The sequence below is a fragment of the Rhodosalinus sp. genome (assembly GCF_046542825.1).
GTDB lineage: Bacteria > Pseudomonadota > Alphaproteobacteria > Rhodobacterales > Rhodobacteraceae > Rhodosalinus.
In genome coordinates this window covers 1-14,833 of sequence record NZ_JBKHAQ010000072.1, presented here as the reverse complement: position 1 = coordinate 14,833, position 14,833 = coordinate 1, and the positions used below count along the sequence as shown (strand labels likewise).

Below are 14,833 nucleotides of genomic sequence, written 5' to 3'. Positions count from 1 at the left end.
CGGCACGCCAAGTCAGATCGAAGGCTCCGGCCCCGGAACGGCAGGCTCCTCCGGGGGCACGGCCCATGGCCGTGCGGTTCAGACCGGCATGTTGTCGAACTCGTCGTCGTCGTCGTCGTCGTCACCCGCCGCGCCGTCAAACTCGGCATTGGCGGCACGCAGCTTGCGCAGCGCAGCTTCGAGGTGGGCCTGAAGCTCGGCGCGGTCGGCGCCTTCGGCCGCCTCGATCTCGGCCTCGATCTCCTCGATCTGCGCCTCTATGCGCCTTATATCGTCGCGGTCCATGACGCCCTCCCGGGGCCTGGCGTTCAGTGCCTGGCGTTCAGTGCTTGGCTGCGCAGTCGGCGCAGAACGGTGTCGCCGGCAGCAGGTCGAGCCGCGCCGGCGCGATCTCGGCCCCGCACTCCACGCAGTAGCCGTATTCGCCCGTGCGGATCCGCTCCAGCGCGGCGCGGATGCGGCGCACCTCGGTCTGGGTCTGGGCCCCCAGCGCCTCCAGCACCTCGTCATCCTCCTGCTCGACGGCCGCCTCTTCCCAGTCCTTGGAAACCGGCACGTCGAGTTCCGCCTCGATCGCGTGCAGGCGGCTGTCGAGTTCGCCCAGACGGGCGAGCAGCGCCTCGCGGCGTTCTTCGAGCGTGGTCATCAGGCTCCTCCTCCTTGGTCGCGTTCGCGGTCGCGTCGCGGCACTGTGCCATCCAAGGCGATCACGAAGCCTTGATGCAGGTCAACACGCCAGCGACCCTCCGGGGGCATCATGGGCCTTGATACGTATTCAGTAAAACGTATATGTCGTCCCAAACGGAGGATACAGCATGAAACCCGACGTCAAGGCCTTCTTCGACGAAGCCACCAACACCATCTCCTACGTCGTGCGCGACCCGAACGGGAAAGCGGCGGCGATCATCGACAGCGTTCTGGATTTCGACTACGCGTCCGGCCGCACCGACACCCGCTCGGCCGACGAGATCATCGAATACGTCAAGGCAGAGGGGCTCGATCCGGTCTGGATCCTCGAGACGCATGTGCACGCCGACCACCTCTCGGCCGCGCCCTACCTGCAGGAAAGGCTGGGCGGCCGCATCGGCATCGGCGAGAACATCCGCATCGTGCAGGACACCTTCGGCAAGGTGTTCAACGAAGGGACCGAGTTCCAGCGCGACGGCTCGCAGTTCGACCAGCTCTTCAAGGAGGGCGACAGCTTTCACATCGGCCAGTTGCGCGGCGACGTTCTGCACACGCCCGGCCACACGCCCGCCTGCCTGACCTATGTCATCGGTGACGCGGCCTTCGTGGGCGACACGCTCTTCATGCCGGATTTCGGCACGGCGCGTTGCGATTTCCCCGGCGGCTCGTCCGAAACGATGTACGAATCAGTGCAGAAGATCCTCGCCCTGCCGGACGAGACACGCATCTTCGTGGGCCACGACTACAAGGCCCCGGGCCGCGAGGACTACGCCTGGGAAACGACGGTGGGCGAGCAGAAGGCAAAGAACGTCCACGTCGGCGCCGGCAGGTCGAAGGAAGAGTTCGTGAAGATGCGCGACGAGCGCGACGCGACGCTGAACATGCCCAAGCTCATCATCCCCTCGCTGCAGGTGAACATGCGCGCGGGCCAGATGCCGCCGCCTGACGACCAGGGCGACGTCTTTCTCAAGGTGCCGGTCAACAAGATCTGACCGTCACGCCACATGCGCCCCGGTGCGGTCCTGCGCGAACGGACGGACCGGGGCGGTTTCACTCCGAACGCAAGACAGGGATCATCTACACAATGGAACAGGACTGGATCTGGGGCCTGATCGGCGGCCTGCTGATCGGCTCGGGGGGCGCGGTATATCTGCTCGCCAATGGGCGCATCATGGGTGCCAGCGGCATCCTCGGCGGGCTGGTGGACGGCTCGGGCAAGTCGAACTGGGCGGAGCGCGCGGCGTTCCTCGCCGGCGTCTTCCTGCTGCCTATCGCGCTTCTGCCGCTCTACGGCGCGGTCGAGACCAATATCACCTCGAACTGGTGGGTTCTGGTGGCGGCGGGGCTTCTGGTGGGCCTTGGCACCCGGATCGCCAACGGCTGCACCTCGGGGCACGGCGTCTGCGGCATCTCGCGGCTGTCGTTCCGGGGACTTATCGCCACCGGTTTCTACATCTTCGCGGGCGGCGCCACCGTGCTGCTCTTCCGCCATGTCTGGGGGATCATCTGATGCGCAATCTCTTCGCATTCCTGGCCGGCGGCCTTTTCGGGGCGGGTCTTTTCATCTCGGGCATGACCGACACCGCGAAGGTGCAGGGCTGGCTCGACATCTTCGGCGACTGGGATCCCACGCTGGCCTTCGTGATGGGCGGCGCGATCATCCCGATGGCGATCGCCTGGCAGATCGCACAGCGGCGTGCGACCCCCGTTCTGGGCGGCACCTTCCCGCCGCCGCCGCCGGTGCGGCTCGACACGCGGCTGGCGCTGGGCTCGGTGATGTTCGGCGCGGGCTGGGGCCTTGCCGGGCTCTGCCCCGGGCCCTCGGTCGCCTCGCTCAGCTACGGCGGCGTGGGGCACTGGGTATTCTTCGCGGCGATGATCGGGGGCATGCTGGCGGCACCGCCGGTGCTCGCCCGATTGACCCGGCCGGCACAGGCCGCTTAGGAGGTCTCGTCATGGAACTGCGCCAGATCACCGATACCTACCACGTCTCGCCGCAGATCGACCCGGACGATGCGCCGGCGCTGGCAGAGGCCGGCGTGACCCTGGTCATCTGCAACCGGCCCGACACCGAGGTGCCGCCCTCGCACCATGCAGCAGAGGTGGAAAAGGCGGTGCGCGCGGCCGGCATGGACTTCGCCGCGGTGCCGCTCACCCATCAGACCATGACGCCAGAGAACGTGGCGCGTCAGGCCGAGCTGGTGGAGAGCGCGGAGGGCAAGGTGCTGGCCTACTGCGCGTCGGGCACGCGGTGCTCGGTGGTCTGGGCGCTGGGTCAGGCGGGCGCGCGCCCGACCGACGAGATCCTGGCGGCCACCGCGCGGGCGGGCTACATGCTCGACGGTCTGCGCCCGACGCTCGACGCGATGGCGACCGGACGAGGATGACGCGGGGCGCCCGCCGCGCGACCGCGCGGCATACCACGCCTGCACCCGTCGGCACCTGCGGAGCGCCGCCGCCCCGGGAGGGGTAGCGCCGCGGCAACTGCACCCTGCGATCCCGATACGGCGGTCCCGATGAGGGCCGCCCTGCGGCGCAGAGGCTGCCGAGCGCTACTCTTCCGCGCCGCCAAAGGGCGCGTCGATCTCCAGCGGCGGCAGTTCCGGCAAGGGTTCCGTGGCGGCCTTTGCCGATCTCTCCGCGAAGTCCTGTTTCGGTCTTTCGTCGACAGTGTGCCGCGCCGGGCGCGTCGATGCACTGACCGCCTCTTGCGCCGTGCGCTCCTCGTCCGGCGCCGCCGGCTGTTGCCGCGCCGTCCCGCGAGCCTGCGCTTCGCCGGCTGCAACCGCTCCACCCGAAAGGCGAAGGGCGCGCATCCCGTCGAGGCGGCCAAGGCTGACGGGGGTGACCGTCTGTCCGTCTCGCGTTGCGATGACGGCGCGGCTCAACACGTCCCCTGGCAGGGGCAGCAATGTGCCGGGCGCCAGGGCAGCCGCTTCCGTCAACGGCATGCGCAGGCGGTGCAGGATGGCGACGAGTTCGACAGGCGCCCTCGTCGCCGTCGCGGCCGGACCCTTCGGCGCCGCCGCGTCGGGCTCGGGGGTGTCCGGTTCGGGAGGCGCAGGCAGAGCCACGGCAAATTCGCCACGGCGCGCACCCGCCGCCAGTTCGACCGAGAACCCGAAGAGACGGAAGTCCGACGCGCGTAGCGCGAGCGCCAGAGCGCGCAGCCCGTCGAGCCGAGCCCCGAAGCGCAGGCCCGCGACCCAGTCCGCTTCCGGCCCCTGCGCCAGGTCGTCGGCCGCGCGCTCCAGCATGCCTTCGACCAGCGGGGCCACGATAGCCGCGTCGGTCGCCGTGAAGCGGCGCGGTTCGGGCGGCGCATCCGACACGCGGCCCGTGGTCTGGTGCTGCACCACGCCCGCCACGATCCCCGCATCCAGCACCATCGCGCCGGCCCGGCCATCCGGCCCTTCGATCAGTAGGATCATGCCGGACTCGTCCAGCGCTGCGATCAGCGCCTCCTGATCAAGCGACTGTTCCGTGGCTGACGTTACGACAAGGCCGAGGCGCAGGCGCGTCTCGGCGGTTCGCGCGAGCGCCAGGCGCAGCGCGCGTTTCGCCGAGGGCGCGCGCGCCTCCTGTTGCCGCCGCCCCGCGGTCGTCTTGCGGCGCAGAATCGGATTGGCCTGCTCGCCGCCCATCGTCTCCTCCGCGTGCTGCAGCTTCATGTCGAGGCAGACTAGGACCGCAGGGTTAACCGGCGCTTACTGCGCGGCCATCGCGGCGCGCGCCGGCAGCCGCACGCGGAACGCCGCCCCCCCCTGCCCCGGCAGATAGGCGATCGTCCCGCCCAGCCGCGCCATGATCTCGCGGCAGATGGCAAGCCCAAGGCCCGCGCCGCCCGCCTCCTGATCGCCGATGCGCGCGAACTTCTCGAAGATCACGTCGTGCTGGTCGCGCGGGATGCCGCGGCCGTTGTCGATGAAATCGACCGTGATCCAGTCGCCCTCCGCCCCGGTCCGGATCGTGAGCTGCGGCTCGGGCGCAGCGCAGTATTTCCGGGCATTGCTGACGAGATTGATGAAGACCTGGCTCAGGCGGTCGAGGTCGGTGACGAGGCGGATGCGCTCGGCCCCCCGCTCGCGCCGGACGCGCAGCGCCTGACCTTCGTCGCCGGCCGCGGCGGTGGCGACGGCATGGTCGAGCAGGTCGGACAGGCTGCCCTCGCTCACGTTCAGGCTGACCTGCCCGTTTTCCAGCACGCTGAGGTCCAGAAGGTCGTCGAGCAGGCGGGTCAGGCGGATTGCCTCGTCGTGGATGACGGAGGCGTATCGCGCCTGCGTCGCGCGATCGAGCGGCCGGTCCTCTCCCATGTCGCGCAGGATCTCGCTGAACGCGCGAATCGAGGTCATGGGCGTCCGCAACTCGTGGCTGATCTGGCCGAGAAAGGCGTCCTTCTGCACGGACAGGCGCGTCAGTTTCTCGTTGGCCTCGCGCAGTTGCCGCGCGGTGCGGGTGAGTTCCTCCTGCTTGGCTTCCAGCCGGGCGGAATATTCCATGATCTGCGCCGTCTCGTCGGCCACCGCGAGCAGATCCTGCACCGAGACCTGCATGCCGCCCACCATCTGCGCGAGCATGGCGTGCGCTGCGGCCGCGCCGACCGAGCCGGAGAGTTCGCGCTCCAGCACCTCCAGGAATTCGGGCGTCGCCTCGGGCAAATAGCCGCCCAATCCCTGCCGCGCGGCTTCGCGCCGGAAGAGCGTCAGCGCCTCGCCGGGGCCCAGGATGCGCTGTGCCATGACCATCAGGTCCTCTGCCTGCACGGCACCGCCCTGCCAGCTGCGCGCGCCACCCGGCGCGCCCAGGGCACTGACGAACTGCGCGCCCTGCAGCCGCTCCAGCGGTTCGGGAAAACTTGCCAGCGAGACGGTCAGGAACAGCACCGTGTTGATCGACAGGCTCCAGAGCGCGGAGTGGATCAGCGGGTCCAGCCCCTGGATCCCGAAGAGCGCGTAGGGCCGGAGCCAGCCGATGCCCAGGGGCCCCTCGGCCATGAGCGCGGCGGAGAGCACCACGTCCGGCCCGAAGCTGGGCAGGAAGAGCGTATAGAGCCAGAGCCCGAAGCCCGCGCCGATGCCCGCCAGAGCCCCCGCCCGGCTCCCGCCGCGCCAGAAGAGTCCCCCCATCATCGCCGGAAGCACCTGCGCGATGCCGGCGAAGGCGATCAGGCCGATGGCCGCCAGCGCCGTGCCGCCGCCCGACAGGCTGTAGTAGAGATAGCCGAGAAAGACGACGCCCGCGATCGACAGCCGCCGCGCCAGCAGCACGACGTGCCGCACGTCGCCCGCCACGCTCGCGCCGCGGCGCGCAAGCCGCAGCCAGACCGGCATGACGAGGTGGTTGGACACCATCGTCGCCAGCGCCAGCGCGGCGACGATCACCATGGATGTCGCCGCCGAAAAGCCACCCAGGAAAGCGAGAAAGGCCAGCCCCTCCTGCCCGAAGGCCAGCGGCACGGTCAGCACGAAGAGGTCGGGGTTGGCGCCCTCGGGCAGCGTCTCGATCCCGACGAGCGCGATGGGCACGACGAACAGGCTGATCAGGAAGACGTAGAGCGGAAAGGCCCATGAGGCGGTGCGCAGGTGCCGCTCGTCCTCGAGTTCCACCACCATCACCTGAAACATTCGCGGCAGGCACAGGAAGGCCGCGCCCGCCAGCAGCGTCAGGCCGGTCCACCGCGCCCCGTCGATGCGCCAGGCGGCCAGTTCCGGACTGGTCTCGATCCGCTCCACGATGGCGCCCGCGCCGCCGGCGATGCCCCAGACCACGAAGACGCCGACGGCGAGCAGCGCGAAGAGCTTGACCACCGCCTCGACCGCGATGGCCATGACGACGCCGTGGTGCCGCTCGTTCGCGTCGAGATTGCGGGTGCCGAAAAGGATGGTGAAGACGGCAAGACCCACCGCGACCCAGACCGCTGTGGCAGAGGGATGCGCAGGCACCGGCAGGGCCGGATCGGGTTGGGCGAAGGCCGCCACCGACAATGTCACCGACTGGAGCTGCAGGGCAATGTACGGGGTGGTGCCCACCACCGCCAGGATCGTGACCGTCGCGGCGAGCAGGCTGGACTTGCCGTAGCGCGAGCTGATCAGGTCCGCGATCGAGGTGATGCGCTGGCTGCGCCCGATATGGACCAGCTTGTTCAGCCCCCACCACCAGCCGACCATCACCAGCGTCGGGCCCAGGTAGATGGTCAGGAACTCCAGCCCCGAGCGCGCCGCGTAGCCCACCGCGCCGTAGAAGGTCCAGGCGGTGCAGTAGATCGACAGCGACAGCGTATATACCCAGGGGCTGCGCAGCCAGGCCGTTCGCCCTGCCGCCGCCGCGCGTTCTGCCGCGAAGGCCACGGCAAACAGAAAGGCAACGTAGCCCAGGCAGACGACGGCGAGCAGGTTGAGCGAGACCATCGCGCCCGTCCCCGTCAGCCGTCGCCCGGCGGGGCGGCAGGGGACTGCGCGGCGCCGGGCGGCTCGTCCCGGGCCAGCCGCCTTGCGATCAGGAAGGCCGACAGGATCAGGCCCGCCCAGACGGCGAGAATGTAGAGCAGCGTGCCGGCGGTGCCGACGCTCGCCCCCTCCTCGCTGCGCCACAAGAGCGGCAGCGCGAAAAGCGCCGCGCCGATAACCGGAAGCAGCCGCGAGGCATCCTTCAGCCGGCGCGAGCGATAGACATCGCGCGAGACGAAGAGGGGGCGGCGCCGGGACGTCATGCGCCTGCCAGCGCGCGCACTGCCGCGAGCACTTCGGCATTGGAAAATGGCTTCGTCATGTAGCGCGAGGCGCCCGCGCGCTCCGCGGTCTCGCGATCCTTGGCCGAGCCGCGCGCGGTCAGCATCAGCACGGGCAGTCCGGCCAGCTGGTCCAGACCGCGCAACTCGCGCAGAATGTCGAATCCCGACCGCCCCGGCAGCATGACGTCCAGGATGACGATGTCGGGCCGCTGCGCGCAGACCGTTGCCACCGCGGAGGCGCCGTCGGAATGGGTGTCCACCCGCCAGCCGTCCCGATGCAGGATGAAGCGGATCGCCTCGACGATGTTCGGCTCATCCTCGATCACGAGGACATGCTTGCCCATTGCGCAACACTCCTCCCCTGCGGGGCCTCCCACCCCGCGGACTCCGCGCCTGTGGGAAACTTAACACCAAGCTGCGCCGCCAAGTCAAAAGCCTGCGCTCAGAAGCGAGGGCTCGCGCCGCGCGGGGCACCCCTCGCGCGGGCAGATCCGGCAGGTCACGCCGACCTCGAGCGGCGGCGGGGCGGTCGCTTCAGGCGCGGCCACGACAAGCATGTGCGCTTCCATCAGCGGCGGCGCATCGAAAACGGCGGCGCGCGACGGTGCCGCGACGGCGAAGGCGCGCATCGGCCGTGCCTCGCCGCCCGCCTGCACCAGCAGGCGCATCACCGGCTGGCCGGGCCGGGCCAGCGCCTCGAAGAGCGGCCAGAGCGCGCAGCCGCCGCCGAAGCGCGGCAGCGGGAAGTCGTCCAGCGGCTTGCGAAAGGTCAGCGCCCCGGCGCTGTCGCAGATCGCGAGGCCGGCGGGCGCAGGCAGTGCCTGCGGCGGCAGCGACGCGAGACGGCGCATGGCACACGGCAGGTCGCAGCCGGCGGCGCGCGCCAGCGCGGCGGGATCGACGCCATGCTCTGCCACGACATCGCGCGCCAGCGCGAGCGGAACCTGCGCCGCGTCTTCCGCGTAGCGCTGCAACAGTCGCTCCGCGATCTGCCGCGCCGCTTGCGAGGTCAGCACGGCAGGGTCGAGCAATTCGGCCGGATCGGCGCCCGGGGCCTCGAGTTCGGCAAAGTGAAAGTCCCGGTCCGCGAGGAAGGCGTCGATCTCCTCCTGCGGCGAGGTCAGCGAGCGGCGCGCGTCTGCCGCACCGTCCAGATAGGTCACCAATGCCTGCGCGCCCTCGGCCAGCCGGCGGCTGTCCTCGTCGATGTTGCGATGGAAGCGGTCCTGCCACTCACGCTCCAGCCCCTCTGTGCCGGCAAGGATCGCGGCGGTCGAGCGGATCGCGGTGACGGTCGAGAGCACCTCGTGCAGCGAGGCGGCCAGATGCGGGTCGTGCGCCAGTCGGTCGCTCAGCGTCTCGACCGTGTCCTCCAGCGCGTCGATCCGGCGCCGGGCGTCCGCCAGCAGGTTGGCCCAGCCCGGGAAGCGGCCGGCGAACTCTTCGACCCTGTCCAGCTCGGCCTTCGTGCCGGGCTGCGCCGCTGCGGCCTCGCGCAGGCGCGCGAGCAGGGCCGCCTCCGCCCCTTCCGACAGCAGCGACGGCTCGACCTCCAGCGCCCCGGCGATCCGCATCAGGAGCTTGCCGCCGATTCTGCGGCGATTGTGCTCGATCAGGTTGAGGTAGGAGGCGGAGATGCCCACCCGGCGCGCCAGATCGGCCTGCCGCAGCCCCGAGAGCGCGCGGCGCTCGCGGATGCGGCTGCCGATCAGCGTGTCACGCGCCATGCCGAAAACCCTTCATCGTCAAGCGCTTTCTGCGCCGCCGAATAACTAATTTACAAAGCATACCATGGTATTGTGGAGAAATTTACAAAAAAAATTTTGCAAGGAAGGAGCTTGTTGCCAGCTTTACGTAGCGTAGGCGATATTCGCTTTGCACTTGGTGCGCCTTGCGCCGGCACGGAAGCCGGCCGGGGTCACTCAACGGGAGGAACACATGACCAAAGAAAAGCTCACGCGCCGCGGCGTGCTCAAGGGCGGTGTGGCCATGGCCGGCGCCGGCGTCGCGCTGCCAACGATTTTCACCAGCCGTGCCAACGCCTTCACCAACGAGCCCACGGGCGACACCGTCACCTTCGGCTTCAACGTGCCGCAGTCGGGTGCCTATGCCGACGAGGGCGCCGACCAGTTGCGCGCCTATGAGCTTGCGGTGGAGCATCTGAACGGGGAAGGCGACGACAACGGCATGCTCGAGACCTTCCGCTATGCCGACGGCTCGCGAACCCAGCTGACCGGCCAGGGCATCCTGGGCAAGCGCGTCGAATACGTCACCGGCGACACCCAGACCAAGACCGACGCCGCCCGCGCCTCGGCCCGCTCGATGATCGAGAAGGACGGCGCCATCATGATCACCGGCGGGTCGTCCTCGGGCCCCGCGGTCGCCGTGCAGGCGCTCTGCCAGGAGGCGGGCGTGATCTTCATGGCGGGTCTGACCCATGCCAACGACACAACCGGCAAGGACCGCCGCGCCAACGGCTTCCGCCACTTCTTCAACTCCTACATGTCGGGCGCCGCGCTCGCGCCGGTGCTGGCCGATGCCTATGGCACCGACCGCAAGGCCTATTACCTGACCGCGGACTACAACTGGGGCTACACCACCGAGCAGGCGATCAGCGAGGCGACCGAGGCCATGGGCTGGGAAACGGTGGACAAGGTGCTGACCCCGCTCGGCGCGGGCGACTTCTCGGCCTACATCACGCCCGTCCTGCAGTCGGGCGCCGACACGCTGGTGCTGGTGCACTACGGCGGCGACATGGTGAACTCGCTTACCAACGCCGTCGAGTTCGGGCTGCGCGAGGCACAGGCCAACGGCAGGGATTTCCAGATCGTCGTGCCGCTCTACTCCGAGCTGATGGCGCGCGGCGCGGGCGCCAACATCGCGGGCATCCTGGGCAGCCAGAACTGGGACTGGAAGCTCGAGAACGAGAGGGGCGACCGTTACGTCGGCACCAACGCCTTCGTGCAGTCCTTCGGCAGGAAGTACGGCTTCCCGCCGAGCCAGGCGGCGCACACCGGCTACGTGCAGGCGCTGCTCTATGCCGACGCGGTGGAGCGCGCGGGCAGCTTCGATCCCTGCGCCGTGGTCGAGGCGCTGGAGGATTTCGAGTTCGACGGCCTGGGCAACGGCCCCACGCTCTACCGCGCCGAGGACCACCAGTGCTTCAAGGATGTGGTCGTGGTGCGCGGCAAGGAAGACCCGGAGGACGAGTTCGACCTCGTCGAGATCGTCGAGGTCACGCCCGTCGAGCAGGTGACCTATCCGCACGATCATCCGCAGTTCGCCGGCGGATCGCTGGGCAGTTGCAACAACGAGGCCTGATCCGCTGCGCCTGACGAGAGCCGGGCGGCCGCGCCACGCGCGCGGCCGCCCCTTCCCCGCCGGGTCGCCGACACGGCCCCGTGCGCCCTGCGACTGCCGGAGCTTCACGCGATGGACGCCTTCCTGCTTCAAATCCTCAACGGGCTCGACAAGGGCTCTGCCTATGCTCTGATCGCACTCGGCCTCACTCTGATCTTCGGCACGCTGGGCGTGGTCAATTTCGCGCATGGCGCGCTCTTCATGCTGGGCGCGTTCACCGCCGTGTCGCTGAACCGCCTGCTCACCCTCTCGCACGAGGTGGTCGACGAAAGCCGGGTGGACTTTCTCGGCAATCCTACGCGGGTCGAGGTTCGATACGTCGAGGACTGGTTCGGAGAGGCGGTAGGCGGGGCCATCGTCGACTGGTCCGTGCCGCTGGCGATCCTGGCCGCGATCCCCATCATGGCGCTGATCGGTCTGGCGATGGAACGCGGGCTGATCAAGTATTTCTACAAGCGCCCGCACGCCGACCAGATCCTCGTGACCTTCGGCCTGGCGATCGTGCTGCAGCAGTTCGTCAAATACGTCTACGGCGCGAACCCGATCCCGATGCCCGCGCCCGAGGCCTTCCGAGGCTCCTTCGACTTCGGCGTGTTGCTGGGCTTCGATCCCTTCACCATCATGTATCCCTACTGGCGGCTGGTCTACTTCGGCTTCGGGCTTGTGGTGATCGCCGCGGTTTTCTCCTTCCTGCAGTTCACCACATACGGGATGGTGGTGCGCGCCGGCATGGCGGACCGGGAGACCGTGGGCCTTCTGGGAATCAACATCGGCCGGCGCTTCACCGTGATGTTCGCCATCGCCGCCGTCGTCGCGGGACTGGCCGGGGTGATGTACACGCCCATCGTCTCGCCCAACTACAACATGGGGATGAACTTCCTCGTGCTCAGTTTCGTCGTCGTGGTGGTCGGCGGCATGGGCAGCCTGCCGGGCGCGGTGCTCGCCGGCTTCCTGCTGGGCATCCTGGAAAGCTTCGCCTCGATGTCCGCAGTGACCAACGTGATCCCCGGGATCAACCAGGTCATCATCTACCTCGTCGCGATCGTCGTGCTTCTGGTGCGTCCGCGCGGGCTGATGGGCCGCAAGGGCGTGATGGAGGACTGAAACGATGCTGGGACTTACAAAGAAGGATCTGACGCTCTTCCTGATCGTCGTGGCGCTGGTGGCCTTCGCGCCCTTCCTGCTCAATCCGTTTCCGGAAGGATCGGGACTGTCGCGCTTCAACGCGGGCTACCCCGACCTGATGCAGCGCTTCGTGATCTTCGGCATCTTCGCCATCGGCTTCAACATCCTCTTCGGGCTCACCGGTTACCTGAGCTTCGGGCATGCGGCGTTTCTGGGCATAGGCTCCTACGCGGGCGTCTGGATGATGAAGCTGCTCACGGTGAACGTGGTGCCGGCGATCATCGCCTCGGTGCTGGTGGCGGGGCTCTTCAGCCTTGTCATCGGGTTCATCTGTCTTCGCCGCTCCGGGATCTACTTCTCGATCCTGACGCTGGCCTTCGCGCAGATGTCCTTCGCTCTGGCCTATTCGGTGCTGACGCCGATCACGGCCGGCGAGACGGGGCTGCAGCTGTCGCTCAGCGACCCCCGCATCCTCGAGATCGCGAACGACGGCGGCAGCATCCCCGCTGCCAACGTCTTCGGCCTCAGGATGCGCGACGGCTTCGACTGGTCTTTGGGCGGCTGGGTCTTCACCTTCAACTTCGGATACTACTTCTGCGCGCTGCTGATGCTGATCGCCTTCTACATCTCGATCCGCATCTTCCGCTCTCCCTTCGGCATGATGCTTCGCGCGGTGAAGTCCAACCAGCAGCGGATGAGCTACACGGGTCTGAACCCCAAGCCCTATACGCTGGCGGCCTTCGTCATCTCGGGGATGTACGCCGGCCTTGCCGGCGGGCTGATGGTGGCGGTCGATCCGCTGGCCGGCGCGGACCGCATGTTCTGGACCGCGAGCGGCGAGGTCGTGCTGATGACCATCCTGGGCGGTGCGGGCACGCTCATCGGGCCGGTCCTGGGCGCAGGCATGATCAAGTACTTCGAGAACATCTTCTCGCGCCTCAACGAGGGCGATCTCAACGCGCTCTTCGGCTTCCTCCCTGACCCGCTGCAGAACGCCGCCGTGGCGCTGGCGCAGATGTTCGTCGGCGACGGCTGGCTGCTCACGCTGGGACTGATGTTCATGCTGGTGGTCATCTTCCTGCCCGGCGGGCTGGTCGAGGGCGGCCAGCGGCTGGCGCGCCTGCGTCGTCGGGGCCGGAGGACAAGGGGCGCCGACGACCCCGAGCATCACCCCAGACCCACGCCGCATGTGGGCGAGTGAGGAGGCACTGCGCATGGGCATTCTGGAAGTCAAGGACGTCAACAAGCGCTTCGGCGGGCTCAAGGCCCTCTCCGAAGTCAATCTCTCGGTCCCCGAAAAGGCGGTTCACGCGATCATCGGGCCGAACGGCGCGGGCAAGTCCACCCTGCTCAACTGCCTCGTCGGCAAGCTCATTCCCGACACCGGCTCGGTGATGTTCGACGGGCAGAGCGTCCTGGGCCGCAAGCCGCACGAGATAAACCAGATGGGCATTTCCCGCGTGTTCCAGACGCCCGAGATCTTCGGCGACCTCACGGTGTTCGAGAACGTGATGATCCCCTGCTTCGCCAGCCGCGACGGCGCCTTCCGGATGCACGCCTTCGAGCGGATGCTGGACGAGGCCGAGCTGGTGGAACAGGCGGAAGGCATCCTGCTCGATGTCAAGATGCTGGAGAAGCGCGACACGCACGCCGCCTCGCTCTCGCGCGGCGACAAGCGGCGGCTGGAGATGGCCATGTGCCTCGTGCAGAAGCCCCGCTTGCTGCTGCTGGACGAGCCGACCGCGGGCATGAGCCGGGCGGACACCAACAACACCATCGACCTGCTGAAGGAGATCCGGGACACGCGCGACATCACCATGGTCATCATCGAGCACGACATGCATGTCGTGTTCAGTCTGGCCGAACGCATCACGGTGCTCGCACAAGGCACGCCGCTGGTCGAGGACACGCCGGAGAACATCAAGGGCCACCCCAAGGTGCGCGAGGCGTATCTGGGCGAGGCGGCCTAGGGAGACAGAACCATGAACGTCAAGCCCGACTTCTCGAAAAACGCCAACCTGGCCGAGACGGCGCCCGCCTTCCTCTCGGTCTGGGACATGAACGCCTACTACGGCGAAAGCTACATCGTGCAGGGCATCAGCTTCAACGTGCACGAGGGCGAGATCCTCGCCCTCCTGGGCCGCAACGGCGCCGGAAAGACCACCACGCTGCGCGCGATCGCGCGGCTCGACAGCCCGCAGCTCACGCATGGCGAGATCTGGCTCGATCACCAGCCGCTGCACAAGATGAAGAGCCACGAGGCCTCCACCAGGGGCGGCCTTGGCCTTGTCCCCGAGGACCGGCGCATCATCCCGGGCCTCACGGTCGAGGAGAACCTCAAGCTTGCCCAGATCGCGCCGCCCGTCGGCTGGTCGCTGGAGCGGCTCTACGAGCTTTTCCCGCGCCTCGGCGAACGGCGCAAGCAGGACGGCGTGACGCTCTCGGGCGGGGAGCAGCAGATGCTCTCGATCGCCCGCGCGCTGGCGCGCGACATCAAGCTGCTGTTGCTCGACGAGCCCTACGAGGGGCTCGCGCCCGTGATCGTGGACGAGATCGAGCGCACCCTGCACACCATCAAGAGCCAGGGCATGACCACCATCCTCGTCGAGCAGAACGCGGTGCGCGCGCTGCAACTCGCCGACCGGGCGGTGATCCTTGACACCGGGTCGATCGTGTTCGACGGTAGCGCCAGGGAAGTGCTCGGGGACGAGCAGCTTCGTGCCGAGTACCTGGCCATCTAGGCAACTGGACGGTCGGGTCGCCCGCCCCCTTTGTGGCTGCTTGCGGGGGCGGGTCCTCGGCCCGGGGACCAGGTTCATCGGCAGGGCCTGCCGGGGCACCGCCGTTCCCGGCAGACGGACAAGGGAGGAAAACCATGACCACCACGCATCCGCCCTCGGCGGCAACGGTTGCCCGCGCGCATGTGGA

At 68.4% G+C, this 14,833-nt stretch carries 16 protein-coding genes; 9 read left to right on the top strand and 7 right to left on the bottom strand.

The window, feature by feature from the left end:
• Nucleotides 1-78: 78 nt before the first annotated feature.
• Together ACLFOB_RS10295 and ACLFOB_RS10290 are read right to left on the bottom strand one after the other, a co-directional pair.
• A complete protein-coding gene (locus ACLFOB_RS10295) occupies nt 79-285 on the bottom strand; it encodes a hypothetical protein (RefSeq protein ID WP_410926019.1) in 207 nt (68 codons plus the stop codon).
• A 37-nt stretch (nt 286-322) separates the two neighbouring features.
• Nucleotides 323-646, bottom strand: coding sequence for a TraR/DksA family transcriptional regulator (locus tag ACLFOB_RS10290; RefSeq protein ID WP_410915677.1), 324 nt, complete (start codon nt 644-646; stop codon nt 323-325).
• A gap of 169 nt (nt 647-815) precedes the next feature.
• Between ACLFOB_RS10290 and ACLFOB_RS10285 the strand changes: the two genes are divergently transcribed.
• The 4 genes from ACLFOB_RS10285 (at nt 816) to ACLFOB_RS10270 (ending at nt 3,074) form a co-directional block, all read left to right on the top strand.
• Nucleotides 816-1,679 (top strand): MBL fold metallo-hydrolase, encoded by an 864-nt coding sequence (locus ACLFOB_RS10285; protein WP_410915676.1) that lies wholly within the window; start codon nt 816-818, stop codon nt 1,677-1,679.
• A 92-nt stretch (nt 1,680-1,771) separates the two neighbouring features.
• Nucleotides 1,772-2,197, top strand: coding sequence for a YeeE/YedE family protein (locus tag ACLFOB_RS10280; RefSeq protein WP_410915675.1), 426 nt, complete (start codon nt 1,772-1,774; stop codon nt 2,195-2,197).
• Nucleotides 2,197-2,631 (top strand): DUF6691 family protein, encoded by a 435-nt coding sequence (locus ACLFOB_RS10275; RefSeq protein ID WP_410926018.1) that lies wholly within the window; start codon nt 2,197-2,199, stop codon nt 2,629-2,631. Before ACLFOB_RS10280 ends, ACLFOB_RS10275 begins: the two co-directional genes overlap by 1 nt.
• A gap of 11 nt (nt 2,632-2,642) precedes the next feature.
• Nucleotides 2,643-3,074 carry a TIGR01244 family sulfur transferase gene (locus ACLFOB_RS10270; protein ID WP_410915673.1) on the top strand — a complete coding sequence of 144 codons (432 nt, stop codon included), beginning with the start codon at nt 2,643-2,645 and terminating at the stop codon, nt 3,072-3,074.
• Between the two features lie 165 nt (nt 3,075-3,239).
• Here ACLFOB_RS10270 and ACLFOB_RS10265 read toward each other — a convergent pair whose 3' ends face one another.
• From ACLFOB_RS10265 to ACLFOB_RS10245, 5 genes are all read right to left on the bottom strand, one after another.
• Nucleotides 3,240-4,358, bottom strand: coding sequence for a FliM/FliN family flagellar motor C-terminal domain-containing protein (locus ACLFOB_RS10265; RefSeq protein ID WP_410926017.1), 1,119 nt, complete (start codon nt 4,356-4,358; stop codon nt 3,240-3,242).
• 36 nt (nt 4,359-4,394) lie between these two features.
• Nucleotides 4,395-7,097 carry an ATP-binding protein gene (locus ACLFOB_RS10260; protein ID WP_410926016.1) on the bottom strand — a complete coding sequence of 901 codons (2,703 nt, stop codon included), beginning with the start codon at nt 7,095-7,097 and terminating at the stop codon, nt 4,395-4,397.
• A 14-nt stretch (nt 7,098-7,111) separates the two neighbouring features.
• Complete coding sequence (locus ACLFOB_RS10255) at nt 7,112-7,399, bottom strand: hypothetical protein (RefSeq protein ID WP_410915671.1); 288 nt, start codon at nt 7,397-7,399, stop codon at nt 7,112-7,114.
• Entirely contained in the window at nt 7,396-7,764 is a 369-nt protein-coding gene (locus ACLFOB_RS10250; protein WP_410915670.1) for a response regulator transcription factor, read from the bottom strand. Before ACLFOB_RS10250 ends, ACLFOB_RS10255 begins: the two co-directional genes overlap by 4 nt.
• A gap of 84 nt (nt 7,765-7,848) precedes the next feature.
• Nucleotides 7,849-9,147, bottom strand: a complete 1,299-nt coding sequence (locus tag ACLFOB_RS10245) for a short-chain fatty acyl-CoA regulator family protein (RefSeq protein ID WP_410926015.1) — start codon at nt 9,145-9,147, stop codon at nt 7,849-7,851.
• Nucleotides 9,148-9,358: 211 nt separating this feature from the next.
• Between ACLFOB_RS10245 and ACLFOB_RS10240 the strand changes: the two genes are divergently transcribed.
• The 5 genes from ACLFOB_RS10240 (at nt 9,359) to ACLFOB_RS10220 (ending at nt 14,646) form a co-directional block, all read left to right on the top strand.
• Complete coding sequence (locus ACLFOB_RS10240) at nt 9,359-10,741, top strand: substrate-binding protein (RefSeq protein WP_410915668.1); 1,383 nt, start codon at nt 9,359-9,361, stop codon at nt 10,739-10,741.
• Nucleotides 10,742-10,852: 111 nt separating this feature from the next.
• A complete protein-coding gene (locus ACLFOB_RS10235; RefSeq protein ID WP_410915667.1) occupies nt 10,853-11,884 on the top strand; it encodes a branched-chain amino acid ABC transporter permease in 1,032 nt (343 codons plus the stop codon).
• 4 nt (nt 11,885-11,888) lie between these two features.
• A complete protein-coding gene (locus tag ACLFOB_RS10230; RefSeq protein WP_410915665.1) occupies nt 11,889-13,106 on the top strand; it encodes a branched-chain amino acid ABC transporter permease in 1,218 nt (405 codons plus the stop codon).
• A 13-nt stretch (nt 13,107-13,119) separates the two neighbouring features.
• Entirely contained in the window at nt 13,120-13,875 is a 756-nt protein-coding gene (locus ACLFOB_RS10225) for an ABC transporter ATP-binding protein (RefSeq protein ID WP_410926014.1), read from the top strand.
• 12 nt (nt 13,876-13,887) lie between these two features.
• Nucleotides 13,888-14,646, top strand: coding sequence for an ABC transporter ATP-binding protein (locus ACLFOB_RS10220; RefSeq protein WP_410915663.1), 759 nt, complete (start codon nt 13,888-13,890; stop codon nt 14,644-14,646).
• Nucleotides 14,647-14,833: the final 187 nt, after the last annotated feature.